The sequence below is a fragment of the Streptomyces sp. NPDC058701 genome (assembly GCF_042715295.1).
Lineage (GTDB): Bacteria > Actinomycetota > Actinomycetes > Streptomycetales > Streptomycetaceae > Streptomyces.
This window is the reverse complement of the sequence record NZ_JBHXSY010000021.1, coordinates 1-14,314: the sequence shown is the minus strand read 5'-3', so window position 1 is coordinate 14,314 and position 14,314 is coordinate 1. Positions and strand designations below refer to the sequence as shown.

The window sequence follows — 14,314 nt, the reverse complement described above, 5'->3', positions numbered from 1 at the left end:
GGGCGGGGTCAGTCGCCGTTGGCGGAGAAGTGCTGGTAGTCGGGGTTGGACCAGCGGTCGCCCCAGGACCAGCCGACCTCCTCGAAGGCCCGGGCCACGGCGTCGCCCGGCCGGATCATGCCGGGCCGGGCGCGGTCGCGGTCGAGGTGGTCCCGCCCGTTCGGCGGGTGGCTGGTGCCGTGGAGGTCGACGTAGGGGTTCTCCACCGGGTTGATGTCCACGGCGTCGCCCCAGGCGTGCCGGGAGAGCTTGCGCGGGTCGCCGGTGACCGGGCGGCAGTTGAAGGCCGAGGTGTTGTCGTCGGCCATGGCCCGGGCGTCGCTGCCCCCGTACGCGGCCATGACCCGCATGCGGCGGATCGGGAAGCGGGCGGCGTAGGCCTTGCCGAACACGTGGAGCAGCGGGGCGACGGCCTCGCGGTGGACGATCAGCTCGCCCGTGTGGACCTTGCCGTCGAAACCCCAGTGGTTCATCCGGATCAGGCGCAGGTTCCCGGGCGGTACGGGGCAGCCGGCCCGGTGGGAGGCGCCCAGTTTGTCCGCCGGAACGGCCGACACGCGGGCGGCGAGTCCCGGCACCGATTCCGCGGGCAGGGCCAGGAACCGCGGCGCGGGGGCCTGCTGCACGTCGCAGGCCGGCAGGGACGCGCAGAGAGCGGCGGTCAGGGCGACGACCGCGAGGCGGTAGCGCACTGATCCACCGTAGGTCCGCGCGGCCCGGCGGGCATGCCGGGGCCGTTCCGGAGCCGGTCCGGGCCTCGCGGCACGGGCAGGCCCCGGCCGGTCAGGGGGGTGACCGGCCGGGGCGGCCAGGGAGGTGGCGGCGGGCCGTAGCCTCACGGCACGGGCTCGCACGGCGCCACATATAGATGAACGCTCAACGACCCGATGCCGTTCCGGTCACCCGCTGTGAACTGCGCCACCCCGGCGGATCAGCCGTTCAGGGAGCCCATCAGCTCCGGCGCGTAGCGGTCGCCCGAGACCACGCCCCGCGGGGCCACGGCCTCGATGCGGGCCAGGTCGGCGTCGGAGACGGTCACGGTGGTGGCGGCCACGTTCTCCTCCAGGTACCGGCGCCGCTTGGTGCCCGGAATGGGCACCGCACCCCGGCGCAACGTCCAGGCGAGGGCGAGCTGCGCGGGGCTGACGCCCTTCTCCGCGGCGAGGCGGCGGACCTGGTCGACGACGGCCAGGTTGCGGTCGAAGTTCTCACCCTGGAAGCGGGGGTCCGTCCGCCGGAAGTCGTCCGCCGCGAAGTCGCCGGGGCTCGTCACGGCCCCGGACAGGAAGCCCCGGCCCAGCGGCGAGTAGGCGACGAGGCCGATGCCGAGCTCGCGCAGGGTGTCGAGGACGCCGTCCTGCTCGATTCCGCGCTCGAAGAGGCTGTACTCCGTCTGCACGGCGGCCAGCGGATGGACGGCGTGGGCGCGCCGGACGGTGGCGGGCGCGGCCTCGCACAGGCCGATGTGGCGGACCTTGCCGGCGGCGACCAGCTCGGCCATGGCGCCCACGCTCTCCTCGATCGGCACGGCCGGGTCGACGCGGTGCAGGTAGTACAGGTCGATGTGGTCGGTGCCCAGATGACGCAGGGACCGGTCCGCCGAGCGGCGGATGTAGTCCGGGGTCGCGTTGTGGCCGAGGAAGGTGCCGTCGTCGGCGAACTCCACCCCCGTCTTGGTGGCGACCACGGCCGCTTCGCGGCGCCCGGCGAGCGCCCGGCCCAGGAGCTGCTCGTTCAGGAACGGGCCGTAGCCCTCCGCGGTGTCCAGCAGCGTGACCCCGAGCTCCAGCGCGCGGTCGATCGTGGCGAGCGACTCGGTCTCGTCGGCGGCGCCGTAGTGGGCGCTCATCCCCATCAGACCGAGGCCCTCGGCGCCGACCTGCAGGCCCTGGCCGCCCAGTGCGCGCATCTCCATGGTGTTCTCCTCAGCGAAAGTAAGTAACTAACCGGATAGGTCAACCATGCGCGCACCTCGCCGCGAATGTCAATAACCGGATAGTTACTTGCTAGGCTGCGGGCATGGCAAGGGACTCCAGCGCAACCAAGGCACGCCTGCTCGACGCCGCCTTCTCCGAGTTCGCGGCGTACGGCATCGCCGGCGCGCGGGTCGACCGGATCGCAGAGGCCGCGCAGGCCAACAAGCGGCTCATCTACGTCTACTTCGGCAACAAGGAGGAGCTCTTCGACGTCGTACTCCGGCGTGCGCTGGAAGACGGCTCGGAGTCCGTTCCCTTCAGCCCCGAGAACCTGCCCGGCTACGCGGGCGCCGTGTTCGACCACCTCGTCGCGCGGCCGGCGCTGATGCGGCTCGTCCTGTGGAAGCAGTTGGAGCGGCCGGGCTCCGCCCCCGCCGAGGCCGAGTCCTACCGCGGCAAGATCGCGGCGGTGGAGCGGGCCCAGCAGGCCGGCGCCGTCGACCCCGCGCTGGACGCCGTCGACGTCCTCACCCTGGTGATGAGCCTGTCCCAGGCCTGGTTCGGTGCGGTCGGCGGCCCCGCGGCGGGCGATCCGGGCGCCGGCTGGCCTCCCGGGCGCCTCGCCCGCCACCGCGAGGCCGTGGTGGAGTCCGTACGCCGCCTCACCGCGCCGCCGGGCGTACGGACCCCCTGAGGGGCCCGCACCCTCCGGGAGCGCCCCGGCGGGCCGCACGCCCGGAGGGTGCGGGCCGGGGGCGTGCGGCCGTCAGTGCCGACCGTCGATCGGCGAGGGCCGCGTCGCGTCCGGCTCCGCGCCGGCGCCGGGCCCGATGCGGATCTCGAAGTCCCCGTCGTACTCCTCGTGGCCGGCGACCACGGCCTGGGCCACGGCCTCCTCGCCCATCTCGCCGCGGACGATCAGCGGGTCCCGGCGCAGGTCGCGCATGAGGGCCACGCACATGCCGATCATGACCAGGGTGAACGGCGCCGCCACCAGGATCGTCAGGTTCTGCAGGCCGGCCAGCGCGTCGCCCTTCCCGTTGCCGATGAGCAGCATGATCGCGGCGACGGCTCCGGTGACCACGCCCCAGAAGACGACCACCAGCCGGGCCGGTTCGAAGACGCCCTTCTGGGAGAGGGTGCCCATCACGATGGACGCGGCGTCCGCGCCCGACACGAAGAAGATGCCGACGAGGACCATCACCAGCAGGCTCATCACGGTGGGGACGGGGAACTGCTGGAGCACGCCGAAGAGCTGCCCCTCCGGCGTCGTCTCGCGGCCGAGCTCGCCGCCCTCCCGTAGCTTCATCGCCGTGCCGCCGAAGACGGCGAACCACACCAGGCTGACGGAGCTGGGCACGAGGATGACCCCGCCGATGAACTGGCGGATCGTACGGCCGCGGCTGATCCGGGCGATGAACATGCCGACGAACGGCGTCCAGGAGATCCACCAGGCCCAGTAGAAGACCGTCCAGCTGCCGAGCCAGTCGGCCACGTCACCCGCGCCCGTGGCCTCCGTGCGGCCGATGAGCTGGGGCAGGTCGCCGAGGTAGGCGCCCAGGGAGGTGGGAAGCAGGTCGAGCACGATGATGGTCGGTCCGGCAATGAACACGAACACCGCGAGGACGAGCGCGAGGACCATGTTGATGTTCGACAGCCACTGGATGCCGCGCTCCACGCCGGAGACCGCGGAGGCGACGAACGCGACGGTCAGCACGGCGATGATCGCGACGAGCAGGCCGGTGCTGACCGTGGCCATCCACCCCAGCTCCTGGAACCCGCTGCCGATCTGCAGCGCGCCCAGGCCCAAGGAGGCGGCGGAGCCGAAGAGCGTGGCGAAGATGGCGACGATGTCGATGACGCGGCCCGCGCCGCCGTGGGCGTGCCGGGCGCCGATGAGCGGCTCGAACACCGCACTGATCGTCTGGCGCCGGCCGCGCCGGAAGGTGCTGTAGGCGATGGCGAGCCCGACGACCGCGTAGATCGCCCACGGATGGAGCGTCCAGTGGAACAGCGTGGTGGCCATCGCCGTCTGCATGCGCTCGGCGGAGTCGACGGGGTGGGTGCCGGGCGGCGGCGTGCCGTAGTGCGACAGCGGCTCGCTCACGCCGTAGAACATGAGCCCGATCCCCATGCCCGCGCTGAACATCATCGCGACCCACGAGACGGTGCGGAACTCGGGTGATTCGCCCTCGCGCCCGAGGTGGATGCGGCCGTAGCGGCTGATGGCGAGCCAGAGCGCGAAGACGACGAAGCCGGTGGCGGCGAGCATGAAGGCCCAGCCGCCGTTGTGGATGAGCCCCTTCAGCAGTCGGCTCGACACGCTCTCCAGCGAGTCGGTGGCCAGGGCTCCCCACAGCACGAAGGCCAGGGTCAGGCCCGCGGTGACACCGAAGACCACCTTGTCGGTTCCGAGCTTGTCGGTTCCGGGCTTGTCGGTTCGGGAACGAGGGCCGGCCGGCGGATCGTGCGACAACGAAGTCCCCTTCCACGAAGACCTAAAAGGAACGTTTCAGTACGCGTACCGGCTTATCACGCTTTTCATCCGAAAGTAGCCTTGTGCCGGCGCCGGTGCGCGGATGTCGCGGACCGTACGCCGCCACCGCCCGGGCGGCGTTGACCCAGTCGGGGGCGGTTTGGGCGCGGCCGCCCCGATGTCCGGGGCGGCGCACGGGCGGCGGGCCAGGCTCGGACCGACGCGAACCACGGCTCCGCGGAGGTCAGTACATGCCCGGTGCTCCCGGCGAGCGCCCGCCACCCGCGCCCAGCGGGCCCCGCCCCCGCCCGCCGCGCCCCGGGCGGGGGTGCGGCGGGTGACGGCCGGTCAGCCGGGCGGCCGCGGGCCGCTGGTGTATCTCGTCGCGGCGGTCGCGGGCTGCCTGGTGGGGCTGGTCGGCGGGAGTTTCCGCTGGTGCCTGGTACGGGCCGACGAACTGCGCGGCTCTCTGGTGGTGGCGTCGGAGCGGCTCGGCGGCCCGGGCTGGCTGGTGCCGGTCGCCCTCACCGCGGTGGGCGCCGCCGTCGCGTGCGCGATCGCCCGGCGGGTCCCGCTCGCCGCCGGCAGCGGCATCCAGGACGTCGAGGCCGTGTGGCGCGGGGAGCGCGAACCGCGGCCCCTGTGGCTCCTGCCGGCCAAGTTCGCGGGCGGGCTGATCGCCATGGGCTCGGGGCTGATCCTCGGGCGGGAGGGCCCGACGGTGCACATGGGCGCGGCGATCGGCGCCGCGGCGGGGCGCCGCACCCGGATGGGCCCCGGCGACATCACCCTGCTGCACACCTCGCTCGCCGGGGCGGGCCTGGCCGTGGCGTTCACCGCGCCGCTGAGCGGGGTGCTGTTCGTCTGCGAGGAGGTGACCAGGCGGGTCCGGCCGCGCCTGGTGCTGCTCACGCTCATCGGCACCGCCACGGCCGTCGGCTGCTCGCAGCTCGTCGTCGGTGACCGGCCCGTCTTCCGCGTGCCGGACACGGCCGCCCCACCGCTCCTCCTGCTGCCCGTCTTCCTCCTGTTCGGCGTCGCAACGGGCGCCCTGGGAGCGGGGTACAACCGCCTCGTCATCGGAGCCCTGGCCTGCTGCGACCGCACCACCCGGGTGGGCCCGGTCGCCCGGGCCGCCCTCATCGGAGCCGTCGTCGGACTCCTGCTCGGCATCGATCCGCTGCTGGCCGGCGGCGGGGACCAGCTGAGCGGGCGGCTGCTGGCCGGCGACGTGCCGGTGGTGCCCGTACTCGCCGGGTACCTCGTCGTACGGTTCCTGGCGGGCCCCCTCAGTTACGCGGCCGGCACCCCGGGCGGGCTCTTCGCCCCCCTGTTGGCGCTGGGCGCCCTGTGGGGGGCCCTCGTACACGGCGTCGCGCTGCCCCTCCTCCCCCATGACGGCTCCGGCGCCGCGTCCTTCGCGGTCGTCGGCATGGCCGCCCTGTTCACCGCGGCGGTCCGGGCGCCCGTGACGGGCATCGCGCTCGTCGTCGAGATGACGGGGGCCACGTCCCTGCTGGTCCCGCTGCTCACCGCCTGCTTCGCCGCCACCCTGACCGCGGACCGGATGGGCAGCGCCCCCGTGTACGACAGCCTGCGGCTGCGCATGCTGGACCGGCCGTGACCCTCCGGCCGGCCCGGGGCCGCCGCGAGGAGCGCCCCTCCCTCACCCGCACACGCTGCAATTTGACATGATTTCAGGTGATTCACCGCTACGTTGATCCGGTGACCGCCCCCGCGCAGCCCGCCGCACCCCCGCCGGCCTCCCCCGCCAGGGCCCTGCTCCCGCTGATCCTGCCCGCCCTCGCGATCGGGGTGGGCTCCAGCCTGCTGCTGATCGGCGTGAGCGAGGCGGCCGATCTGCTCAAGGACGTCCTCTGGAAGACCCTGCCCGACGCGATCGGCGTCGGTCCCTGGTCGGTCGCGTGGATCCTGGCCGTCCTGACGGCGACCGGTCTCGCGGTCGGGCTCGTGGCGTGGAAGGTGCACGGGCACGCCGGCCCCGACCCCGCGACCACGGGGCTGGTGGACGCCCCGCTGCCGCTGGGTGTGGTCCCCGGGCTGCTCGTCGTGACCGGGCTGGCCCTGGCCGGCGGGGTCAGCCTGGGCCCGGAGAACCCGATCACCGCCGCGAACATCGCCCTCGCGTACTGGCTCGGACGGCGGCTCGCACCGGGCAGTCCGGCGCAGATGTGGGTGGCGCTGGGCGCGGCGGGCACGGTCGGCGCACTGTTCGGCACGCCGGTCGCGGCCGTCCTGATCCTCACCGAGTCGATGGCGTCCGCGCCCCGCCCGGCGACCCCGACGGCATCCGGCGAGCGCGTACCCACCCTGTGGGACCAGCTCTTCGCGCCGCTGATCGCCGCGGGAGCGGGCGGAGTGACGAGCGTGATGCTCGCCGCCCCCACCTTCCACCTCCCGCTGCCCGCGTTCGGCACGCCGCACTGGCCCGACGTGGTCGCCGCGTTCGTGATCTCCTCGGCCGGGGCGGCCCTGGCCCTGGTCGCCGTCTACGCCTTCCCCCACGTCCACCGCGTCTTCCACCTGCTGCCGCACCCGGTGCTCTCGCTCACCCTCGGCGGCCTGGTGCTGGGACTCCTCGGAGCGCTGGGCGGCAAGCTCACCCTCTTCAAGGGGCTGGAGGAGATCGGCGTCCTGGCCTCCGATCCGGGTGCGTACTCGGTCGGTTCCCTGCTCCTGATGACCGTGGTCAAGCTGGCCGCCGTCCTCGTGGCCTGCGGCTCGGGGTTCCGCGGCGGCCGGATCTTCCCGTCCGTCTTCGTGGGGGTGGCGCTGGGCCTCGCCGCGAGCGCCCTGGTCCCCGCGGTGCACCCGGCGGTCGGCGTGACCTGCGCGGTCCTCGGAGTCCTGCTGGCCGTCACCCGGCAGGGCTGGGTCAGCCTGTTCACCGCCGCGATCCTCGCCCCGGACCCGGGCCTGCTGCCGCTGCTGTGCGTGGCGCTGCTCCCGGCCTGGCTGCTGGTCAGCGGCCGGCCGCAGATGCAACTCGACGCCACGGGCGCCCCCTTGCGCTGACGCCGCCGCCGTCGGCGCCCCCGGCCGCCGGCACGGGCACCCGGCTCCCGGCTCCCGGCTCCCGGCTCAGCCGGACGGGACCGGCCGGCCGTCGGGCGCGGACCGGTGCAGGGTCCGCGGGCCCTCGGTCAGGAGCCGCAGGCCGAATGCGGACCGGGCCTCGACATCGGTGCTCGTGAACACCGGCAGGACCGCCGCCGGGTGCGGATGCGCGTGTCCGGCGGCCACGGCACCGCGCAGCCGTCCCGGACCGGCCGGGCCACCGGCGCCGCGCGAGCAGGACGCGCCCTGCTCCGCCAGCGTGTGCCGCACCGTGTGGTCCGCCTCGGCCGGCAGCGTCCGCGCCGCCGTCCTCGGCGTGGCTCGGCCCGGCGCCGCACGCCGCCCAGCAGGCCGCCGCGTCCGCCTGACCACCCGCCTGACAGCCTCCCCGACGCCGCGTTCAGCGGCGCAGGGAGTCCGCGTCGCCCATGACGACGACGGGGCGCCGCTCCGGGTCGAGCCAGCGCAGCAGTTCGCCCATCTGCGGCTTCGCCAGGGAGACGCAGCCCTCGGTCGGGCCGTTGTGGTCGACGTGCAGCCAGATCCCGCCGCCCCGCTCCTCGCCGAGGGGACGGGTCCGGTCCAGCGGTGAGGTGCCCGGCTCCCGGTTGTAGTCGATCGCGACGACGTAGTCGAAGGAGCCGGCGAGGGGCTCGCCCAGGGATCCGGTACCTCCGATGGTGAAGGCGGGCCCCCGGTCGTACGGGAGGCGGGTACCCGGATCGTCGAGCAGCCCGCCCGCGCCGGTCAGCCCGTAGACCCCGACGGGCGAGCGCAGGTCCCCCTGGATGTGGTGGTCGGTCCAGCCCCGTCGGCCGTTGTGCGCGGGCCAGCCGGAGCCGGCGAGCGGCGCCGGGGACCAGCTTCCCGTGTCGTCGCGCTCGTACAGGATCACCGTGGAACGGTCGGAGTCCCGGCCCTGGCCGGTGACCAGCACGGCCTGTCGCGCCTCGGCGGGGATGGCCGCCGAGGTCAGCGGCCCGAGTCCGGGTATCTCGGCGGCGCGTCCCCCCTGCGCCACCGCACCGTGCCCGCTCCCGCCGGGGGCCGGCGCGGCCGCGGGGGAACCGCCGCAGCCCGCCAGGGCGGTGAGGGCGGCCAGGGACAGGACGGCGACGGGCAGGGCGCGGCGCGCATGCATGGGGCGGGGTGCCTTTCGTCGGTTCGGACGGGAGCTCCGGGCGGGGGTCCCCGCGGGCGGCGTCGCGCCACCCGCGGGGTCGGCTGCCCCGGTACCGGCGAAGTACGCCGCCGCCCGGCCCCGTTCGGCCGCGGCGGCGGATCCCGCCGCCGGTACGGCCGGCGGACGGATCCACTCCGGCCCCGGCCGATCCGGTGTTTCGCGGAACGTTCATACCTCCGGGTGAGGGCGGGTTCCCGGGGGCGGAATGCCGGCCGGTCTTGCCTACCGTGAACACGGGGGTGGCGGGCAGCCACCCGCATGGCGCGTCGTCTCATGCCGGGGAGCTCTGCGTGGCGCAGCAGTACACGAGGGTCCGGGTGCGCCTGCGCTACCGGTTCGACAACCTGGTGGCACGGGGAACCACCGTGCTCATCAGCTGGCTGGCCCTGGCCTGCCTCGCCTTCGTGGTCCCGATGAGCCTGGTGCTCGTATGGGCCGACCGGCGGGTTGCGCCGACCGCCTCGAGCCGGCTCACGGCCGTGTGGGTCAGCGTCGGCCAGACGCTCAAGATCGGGGGTGCGGTCGGCTCCCCCGTCTTCATCCTGGCGTCCGTCTCGCTCGCCCTGGTCGCCCTGCTGTTCGTGTCGACGCTGGTCAGCCTGATCACGACCGGCATCGACCGCCGCATCATGGCGCTGCGGCTCGGTCACTCCACCGTCCTGGAAACGCGGCACACCGTCGTCCTGGGGTGGTCCGATCAGATCTTCCCCGTGGTCGGGGAGCTGGTGGCCGCCAACGCCAACCAGCGTCGGTCGGCCATCGCCGTGCTGGCCCCGAAGGACAAGGTGGAGATGGAGGAGGAGATCTCCACCCACATCCCGGCGACGGGCACGACCCGGATCATCTGCCGCCACGGCAGCACCACCGACCCCGCGGTACTGGCCCGGGTGAGTCCGGAGACCGCGAAGGCCGTGCTCGTCCTGCCGCCCGGCGGGGAGGGCGGCGACGCTCACGTGGTGAAGACGCTGCTCGCCCTGAACGCCGCCGTCCCGGAGGCGGGCAGCGCCGCGGTGGTGGTCGCCGCCGTCCGCGACACCCGCAACCACGTCACGGCCCGGCTGGCCGCCGGGCCGGGGGGCCACGTCCTCTGTGTCGACGACATCGTCGCCCGGCTGCTCGTTCAGACCGCCCGTCAGCCCGGTCTCTCCCTCGTGTACCAGGAGCTGCTGGACTTCGAGGGGGACGAGTTCTACACCGCCGCTGCCGAGGGCCTCGTGGGGCGCACCTTCGGCGAGGTCCTCCTGTCGTTCACCACGTCCTCGGTGGTGGGTCTGCTGCGCGCTGACGGGAGCGTCGCGCTCAACCCGGCTCCGGACACGGAACTCTGTGTCCGTGACCGCGTCGTCGTCATCTCGCGGGACGACGGCACGGCCGTGCCCGAGGACGCCGCCGGTTTCGTCGACGCGGACGCGATCGTCACGACGCGCCCCCGGACGCCCCTCCCGGAACGCCTGCTCCTGCTGGGCTGGAACCGGCGCGCGCCGCTCATCGTGGAGCAGCTCGATCAGTACGTCAGTCCCGGGACCACGCTGGACGTCGTGGCCCTGGGCGGCGACTCCGCGGTTCCCGGTTCCGGCCTCGCACCGGCGCGCGGTCATCTCGACGTGTCCTTCCAGCGCGGTGACATCACCGATCCCGGCGTCCTGGCCAAGCTCGACGTGCCGTCGTACGACAACGTGATCGTCATCGGCGAAATGGGCCACGCTTCCGTACCGGCGCCCCGTCCCGTTCCCTCCTCCGCGGCGGGTACGGGTACGGACGCGGGCGGCGGCCCGGCCACGGGCTCGGGGACGGCTGCGGGGCCGCCCCGGCCGGAATCCGAGACGGGGGCGGAGATGGACGACAGGACGCTGGTCACGCTCCTGCACCTGCGGGCGATCGGTGATGCCGCCCACCGGGAGCTCTCGATCACCACCGAGATGTCCGACGACGGCAACCGGTTGCTCGCGCCCGCCCGGGAGGGCGCCGACTTCATCGTCAGCGGTCGGATGATCAGTCTCCTGATGACCCAGATCTCGGAGAGCCGCTACCTCGCCGACGTCTTCGAGGAACTGTTCGCCGCGGAGGGGAACGAGCTGTACCTGAAGCCGGCCTCGGACTACGTCCGGGTGGACCGCGAGGTCGCGTTCGCCACGGTCGTCGAGTCGGCGCTGCGCCGCCGGGAATGCGCGGTCGGCTACCGGCTGCGCGCGGACACCGGCGCGGACCCCGCCCACGGCGTACGGCTCAACCCCGACAAGCGCGAGCGGATCCGCTTCACCGGGGCCGACTGGGTCATCGTGCTCGCGGAGAGCTGAGGCGTCTGGTTCGGATCGTGCCGGGTCCGCGCTGCACGGCACCGCCCCGCCGCGTCGTCGGGTCGACCGAGTACGTCCAGCATGCGGCGGGCAGCGTCCTCCGGTTCGTGCTGGCGGGCGCCCGCGTCCCCGGTACGGCCTCGGGGCCGCGCGGCTGGTGCTGCGCGGCCCCGAGGTGTGTACCCGCGGAGTCCCTGGGGATCGGGCGGGTCCCGATGATCAGGCGGGGGTGATGTTCTCCGCCTGCGGGCCCTTCTGGCCCTGCGTGATGTCGAAGGTCACGGCCTGACCCTCCTGGAGCTCGCGGTACCCGGACGCGTTGATCGCCGAGTAGTGGGCGAAGACGTCGGGGCCGCCGCCGTCCTGGGCGATGAAGCCGAAGCCCTTCTCCGCGTTGAACCACTTCACAGTGCCCGTAGCCATGGCAATGCCTTCCAGTCGGTGATCGTCGCCCACCATTGCGGGAAACGGAGGTGATCGCCCTGGTCCAGGCACAACTCAGCAGAACTGCCCACACCAACGAGATGCGGGCAGAAGGCACTTCGAACCACGACAGCTACCGGCACGCTACACGGACGGCACGCACCGTCACCAGAGGAAGGGGCCCTCAACATGAGTTCGCCGCCCGCGCCGCTCTGTGGTCACGCCCGCGGGGACCCCGCCGCGCGACGGTACTCGGCGTTGATGCGCTGCGCTTCCTCGAGCTGGTCCTCCAGGATGACGATCCGACAGGCCGCTTCCACCGGCGTGCCCTGGTCGACGAGTTCCCGCGCGCGCGCAGCGATCCGCAGCTGATACCGGGAGTAGCGCCGGTGGCCGCCCTCGGAGCGGAGCGGGGTGATCAGGCGGGCCTCTCCGAGTGCGCGCAGGAAGCCCGCGGTGGTCCCGAGCATTTCTGCTGCCCGGCCCATGGTGTAGGCGGGGTAGTCGTCGTCGTCCAGGTGACCGCCGAGCGGGCCTGTGGGGTTCTCTGCTGTCATCTGCACCTCTGTCGAAAATCATGGAAGGACGCGGGAACGCGTAGAGGGGCCCTGGTGCCGTGCGGCACCCGGGCCCCGAAGGGAAATTCAACACCATCCGTCGGCCCTAGTGCTGCGCCGACCTTCTGTTTCCGCGATCCCGCCCCGGAGAAGGGCGGGAGTACGGGGATCGCGTACGCGTGACCGTGGACCACCTTCCGTTCCGGCGTCGTGCGGTAACCCGGATCCAGTCGTACACCCGGGCGATCCTGATGGTGCTGCCGACCCTGTCGTTCTCCTCGTACGTTCCATCGTGGCTACGCGAAAAACCATAATCAGACGACCGGTCAATGTCTACTTTCGCCACTGTAGGTTTCCGTGCGTTCGCAGGGAGTTAATCGCCCTCGAACCAGCCCGAGATCACGCAGAGTGTTTCGAAAGGTCACGGGTGGTAACACTGGGTGAGGAGACAGTCAATCGACAGCAGGGAGGCGGGACACATGTCCGTGGGTACCGTGATCATCCTCGGTGCGGTGGCGGCGATCATCGCCGCTCTCGCACTCGCACCGCCGGTGACATCGCCGCGGGCGGGCGGACAGGCGGGCGGGCCGGCCCCCGGACCGGAGCAGCGTGCCGGCCGGCACCGGAGCGCGGGCGGCCCGCGCCTCCCCCGGCGGCGGCTGGGAACGGTGCCCGAACCGCGCTCCGGCCGGTACCGCCGCACCACCGGCTGACCGAAACGAACCGTCCCCGACTTCGGGTATCCCGGGCACATGGCTCCTGAGGCTCGGGGTACCCGAGGGGCGGGACATGAAGCACGCTGGGCCCGGCGACGACGCCGAGCCCGTGCGGTGACCGGGTCCAGGGCGTCGGGTCCAGGGCGCCGAACTCCGCCCCGTCCCTCCGTTCCGATGCGGACCCCGCCGCGTTGGGGAGGATCCGGGCACGGACGATCCAGAGAGCAGGTGAGCCTGATGCACACGACGATCACGAACGCCACCACCGTCCGGTCCACGACAGCCGTCGCCGGCGCCCGTGACTCCGTCCGGGCGTTCCTCGACGGGCTGCGCCGGCCAGTTGTGGCCCAGGACGCCGCCGACACCGTCGTCCTGGTCGTGTCGGAACTCGTCACGAACGCCCTGCGCCACGGCGGCGGCGCCTGCACGCTCGACCTGACCGCGCACCCCGACAGCATCGAGGTCGCCGTCCACGACACCAGCCCCCACGCACCTCGCATGCGCGTCCCCGACCTGCACGGCGGTGGCGGGGGGTTCGGATGGCCGATGGTGAACCGCCTCGCCCGCTCGACCTCGGTCACGCCGCGGACCGGCGGGGGCAAGACGGTGAGCGCCCTCCTGACCCGGTAGCCGCGCGGACGCACGCCGCGGGCCCGGCCGATGGGCGTACGTACGTGATGAGGGCCCGGCCTGCGTGCAGGCTGGGCCCTCATCACGATGCGTCTAGGTGCCGGCTTCCGGCCGTGCGCCGGTCAGACGGCCACGGGAGCACCGATCATGGCCGAGCGTCCCAGGATCGGGGCGACGACGGGCGTCGGTACGGCCTTGGCGACGGTGCGGCAGGTGAAGCCGAGCTGCGTCATGGCCCGGAACACCTCACCGGCGCTGAAGTCGCGGCGGTCCTGCCGGGTGACGACCTCGCCCACCTGCTTCACCGGGTAGTGGCGGCGGCCGATGATGACCGACTCGGCGGTGACCGGCTCGGGCTTGACGCCCTTCATCGATTCCAGCACGCCGCTCTTCGTCAGGTCGAACGGGAAACGGGCGATGACACAGCGCATGAGGCCTCACAGGGAGAAGGGGAGAGCGGTCCGGCCGGATGAGGCGGTTCAGCGGGAGAGGGCGAGGACTCCCAGGGCACTGCCGTGTTCGTCGACCACTGGCAGCGCCCGCAACCGCCGGTAGCGCATGGCGTGTTCGGCCTCGGCCATGGCGGTGCGGGGCGAGGTGAAGGGCCCCGGGGTGCCTGTGATGTCGCGCAGCCGGATCCGGTCCGTGAAGCCGGCGCTGTCGCGGAGGGCCGTGAGCCGGGCCCGGGTGACCAGTCCGGTGCACTCGCCGAACTCGTCACAGACGACCAGGTGCCCGGCGCGGGCACCGGTCATCACGGACAGGGCCACCTCGACGGTCATGTCGTCGCAGACCTGCGGTCCGGCGGCTTCCATCACCTCGGCCACCGTCCTGCGCACGGGGTCTGCGTGCGCGGGGCGGGGCTGTTCCTGAACCGGCGTCACAAGACCTCCTGCAGAGATGGGTCGGCTCTGGTGCACAGGCCCTTTCAGGCCGCCGCGTCGAAGGACGACTGCCGCTGACCGGTACGCCGCTGACCCTGTGCGGGGCGGCTGCGCCGTCCGCGGGTGGAGGCGGAGCTGCGCTTGGGCCGGTCGG

Annotated in this window: 15 protein-coding genes; 6 read left to right on the top strand and 9 right to left on the bottom strand. The window is 73.2% G+C overall.

Annotated elements, in window-relative coordinates:
• Window positions 1–8: 8 nt before the first annotated feature.
• On the bottom strand, window positions 9–692 hold the full coding sequence (locus ACFWW8_RS22285) for a M15 family metallopeptidase (RefSeq protein ID WP_386530684.1): 684 nt from the start codon (window positions 690–692) through the stop codon (window positions 9–11).
• Window positions 693–931: 239 nt separating this feature from the next.
• Window positions 932–1,915: an aldo/keto reductase gene (locus tag ACFWW8_RS22280; protein WP_386530683.1), complete on the bottom strand. Its 984-nt coding sequence runs from the start codon at window positions 1,913–1,915 to the stop codon at window positions 932–934.
• 104 nt (window positions 1,916–2,019) lie between these two features.
• Here ACFWW8_RS22280 and ACFWW8_RS22275 point away from each other — a divergent pair, with 104 nt between their 5' ends.
• Entirely contained in the window at window positions 2,020–2,610 is a 591-nt protein-coding gene (locus ACFWW8_RS22275) for a TetR family transcriptional regulator (RefSeq protein ID WP_386530682.1), read from the top strand.
• 72 nt (window positions 2,611–2,682) lie between these two features.
• Here ACFWW8_RS22275 and ACFWW8_RS22270 read toward each other — a convergent pair whose 3' ends face one another.
• The gene (locus ACFWW8_RS22270; protein WP_386530764.1) at window positions 2,683–4,317 is read right to left on the bottom strand and encodes a BCCT family transporter; all 1,635 of its coding nucleotides are present in this window, start codon (window positions 4,315–4,317) and stop codon (window positions 2,683–2,685) included.
• A gap of 412 nt (window positions 4,318–4,729) precedes the next feature.
• Here ACFWW8_RS22270 and ACFWW8_RS22265 point away from each other — a divergent pair, with 412 nt between their 5' ends.
• Window positions 4,730–6,016 carry a ClC family H(+)/Cl(-) exchange transporter gene (locus ACFWW8_RS22265; RefSeq protein WP_386530681.1) on the top strand — a complete coding sequence of 429 codons (1,287 nt, stop codon included), beginning with the start codon at window positions 4,730–4,732 and terminating at the stop codon, window positions 6,014–6,016.
• A 101-nt stretch (window positions 6,017–6,117) separates the two neighbouring features.
• Window positions 6,118–7,428, top strand: a complete 1,311-nt coding sequence (locus tag ACFWW8_RS22260; RefSeq protein WP_386530680.1) for an ion channel protein — start codon at window positions 6,118–6,120, stop codon at window positions 7,426–7,428.
• A 66-nt stretch (window positions 7,429–7,494) separates the two neighbouring features.
• Here ACFWW8_RS22260 and ACFWW8_RS22255 read toward each other — a convergent pair whose 3' ends face one another.
• Both ACFWW8_RS22255 and ACFWW8_RS22250 read right to left on the bottom strand, forming a co-directional pair.
• Window positions 7,495–7,740 (bottom strand): hypothetical protein, encoded by a 246-nt coding sequence (locus ACFWW8_RS22255; RefSeq protein ID WP_386530679.1) that lies wholly within the window; start codon window positions 7,738–7,740, stop codon window positions 7,495–7,497.
• A gap of 130 nt (window positions 7,741–7,870) precedes the next feature.
• On the bottom strand, window positions 7,871–8,611 hold the full coding sequence (locus ACFWW8_RS22250; RefSeq protein ID WP_386530678.1) for a hypothetical protein: 741 nt from the start codon (window positions 8,609–8,611) through the stop codon (window positions 7,871–7,873).
• A gap of 332 nt (window positions 8,612–8,943) precedes the next feature.
• On the opposite strand from ACFWW8_RS22250, the gene ACFWW8_RS22245 reads away from it, so the two are divergent.
• The gene (locus ACFWW8_RS22245; RefSeq protein ID WP_386530677.1) at window positions 8,944–10,950 is read left to right on the top strand and encodes an NAD-binding lipoprotein; all 2,007 of its coding nucleotides are present in this window, start codon (window positions 8,944–8,946) and stop codon (window positions 10,948–10,950) included.
• Window positions 10,951–11,169: 219 nt separating this feature from the next.
• Here ACFWW8_RS22245 and ACFWW8_RS22240 read toward each other — a convergent pair whose 3' ends face one another.
• Together ACFWW8_RS22240 and ACFWW8_RS22235 are read right to left on the bottom strand one after the other, a co-directional pair.
• Window positions 11,170–11,373, bottom strand: coding sequence for a cold-shock protein (locus tag ACFWW8_RS22240; RefSeq protein WP_267726646.1), 204 nt, complete (start codon window positions 11,371–11,373; stop codon window positions 11,170–11,172).
• Between the two features lie 218 nt (window positions 11,374–11,591).
• On the bottom strand, window positions 11,592–11,930 hold the full coding sequence (locus ACFWW8_RS22235; RefSeq protein ID WP_386530676.1) for a MerR family transcriptional regulator: 339 nt from the start codon (window positions 11,928–11,930) through the stop codon (window positions 11,592–11,594).
• A gap of 479 nt (window positions 11,931–12,409) precedes the next feature.
• Between ACFWW8_RS22235 and ACFWW8_RS22230 the strand changes: the two genes are divergently transcribed.
• The gene (locus ACFWW8_RS22230) at window positions 12,410–12,643 is read left to right on the top strand and encodes a hypothetical protein (protein WP_386530675.1); all 234 of its coding nucleotides are present in this window, start codon (window positions 12,410–12,412) and stop codon (window positions 12,641–12,643) included.
• Between the two features lie 240 nt (window positions 12,644–12,883).
• Window positions 12,884–13,276: an ATP-binding protein gene (locus ACFWW8_RS22225; protein ID WP_386530674.1), complete on the top strand. Its 393-nt coding sequence runs from the start codon at window positions 12,884–12,886 to the stop codon at window positions 13,274–13,276.
• Window positions 13,277–13,398: 122 nt separating this feature from the next.
• On the opposite strand, the gene ACFWW8_RS22220 is transcribed toward ACFWW8_RS22225, so the two are convergent.
• Together ACFWW8_RS22220 and ACFWW8_RS22215 are read right to left on the bottom strand one after the other, a co-directional pair.
• Window positions 13,399–13,707, bottom strand: coding sequence for an SCO5918 family protein (locus tag ACFWW8_RS22220; protein WP_386530673.1), 309 nt, complete (start codon window positions 13,705–13,707; stop codon window positions 13,399–13,401).
• Window positions 13,708–13,755: 48 nt separating this feature from the next.
• Window positions 13,756–14,160: a CBS domain-containing protein gene (locus tag ACFWW8_RS22215; RefSeq protein WP_386530672.1), complete on the bottom strand. Its 405-nt coding sequence runs from the start codon at window positions 14,158–14,160 to the stop codon at window positions 13,756–13,758.
• Window positions 14,161–14,314 lie beyond the last annotated feature (154 nt).

What these genes read in the sequence shown, in the direction of transcription:
- ACFWW8_RS22280 (WP_386530683.1), bottom strand. Translation starts at nt 1,915, where the DNA reads ATGGAGATGCGCGCACTGGGCGGCCAGGGCCTGCAGGTCGGCGCCGAG.
- ACFWW8_RS22275 (WP_386530682.1), top strand. Translation starts at nt 2,020, where the DNA reads ATGGCAAGGGACTCCAGCGCAACCAAGGCACGCCTGCTCGACGCCGCC.
- ACFWW8_RS22250 (WP_386530678.1), bottom strand. Translation starts at nt 8,611, where the DNA reads ATGCATGCGCGCCGCGCCCTGCCCGTCGCCGTCCTGTCCCTGGCCGCC.
- ACFWW8_RS22240 (WP_267726646.1), bottom strand. Translation starts at nt 11,373, where the DNA reads ATGGCTACGGGCACTGTGAAGTGGTTCAACGCGGAGAAGGGCTTCGGC.
- ACFWW8_RS22235 (WP_386530676.1), bottom strand. Translation starts at nt 11,930, where the DNA reads ATGACAGCAGAGAACCCCACAGGCCCGCTCGGCGGTCACCTGGACGAC.
- ACFWW8_RS22230 (WP_386530675.1), top strand. Translation starts at nt 12,410, where the DNA reads ATGTCCGTGGGTACCGTGATCATCCTCGGTGCGGTGGCGGCGATCATC.
- ACFWW8_RS22225 (WP_386530674.1), top strand. Translation starts at nt 12,884, where the DNA reads ATGCACACGACGATCACGAACGCCACCACCGTCCGGTCCACGACAGCC.
- ACFWW8_RS22220 (WP_386530673.1), bottom strand. Translation starts at nt 13,707, where the DNA reads ATGCGCTGTGTCATCGCCCGTTTCCCGTTCGACCTGACGAAGAGCGGC.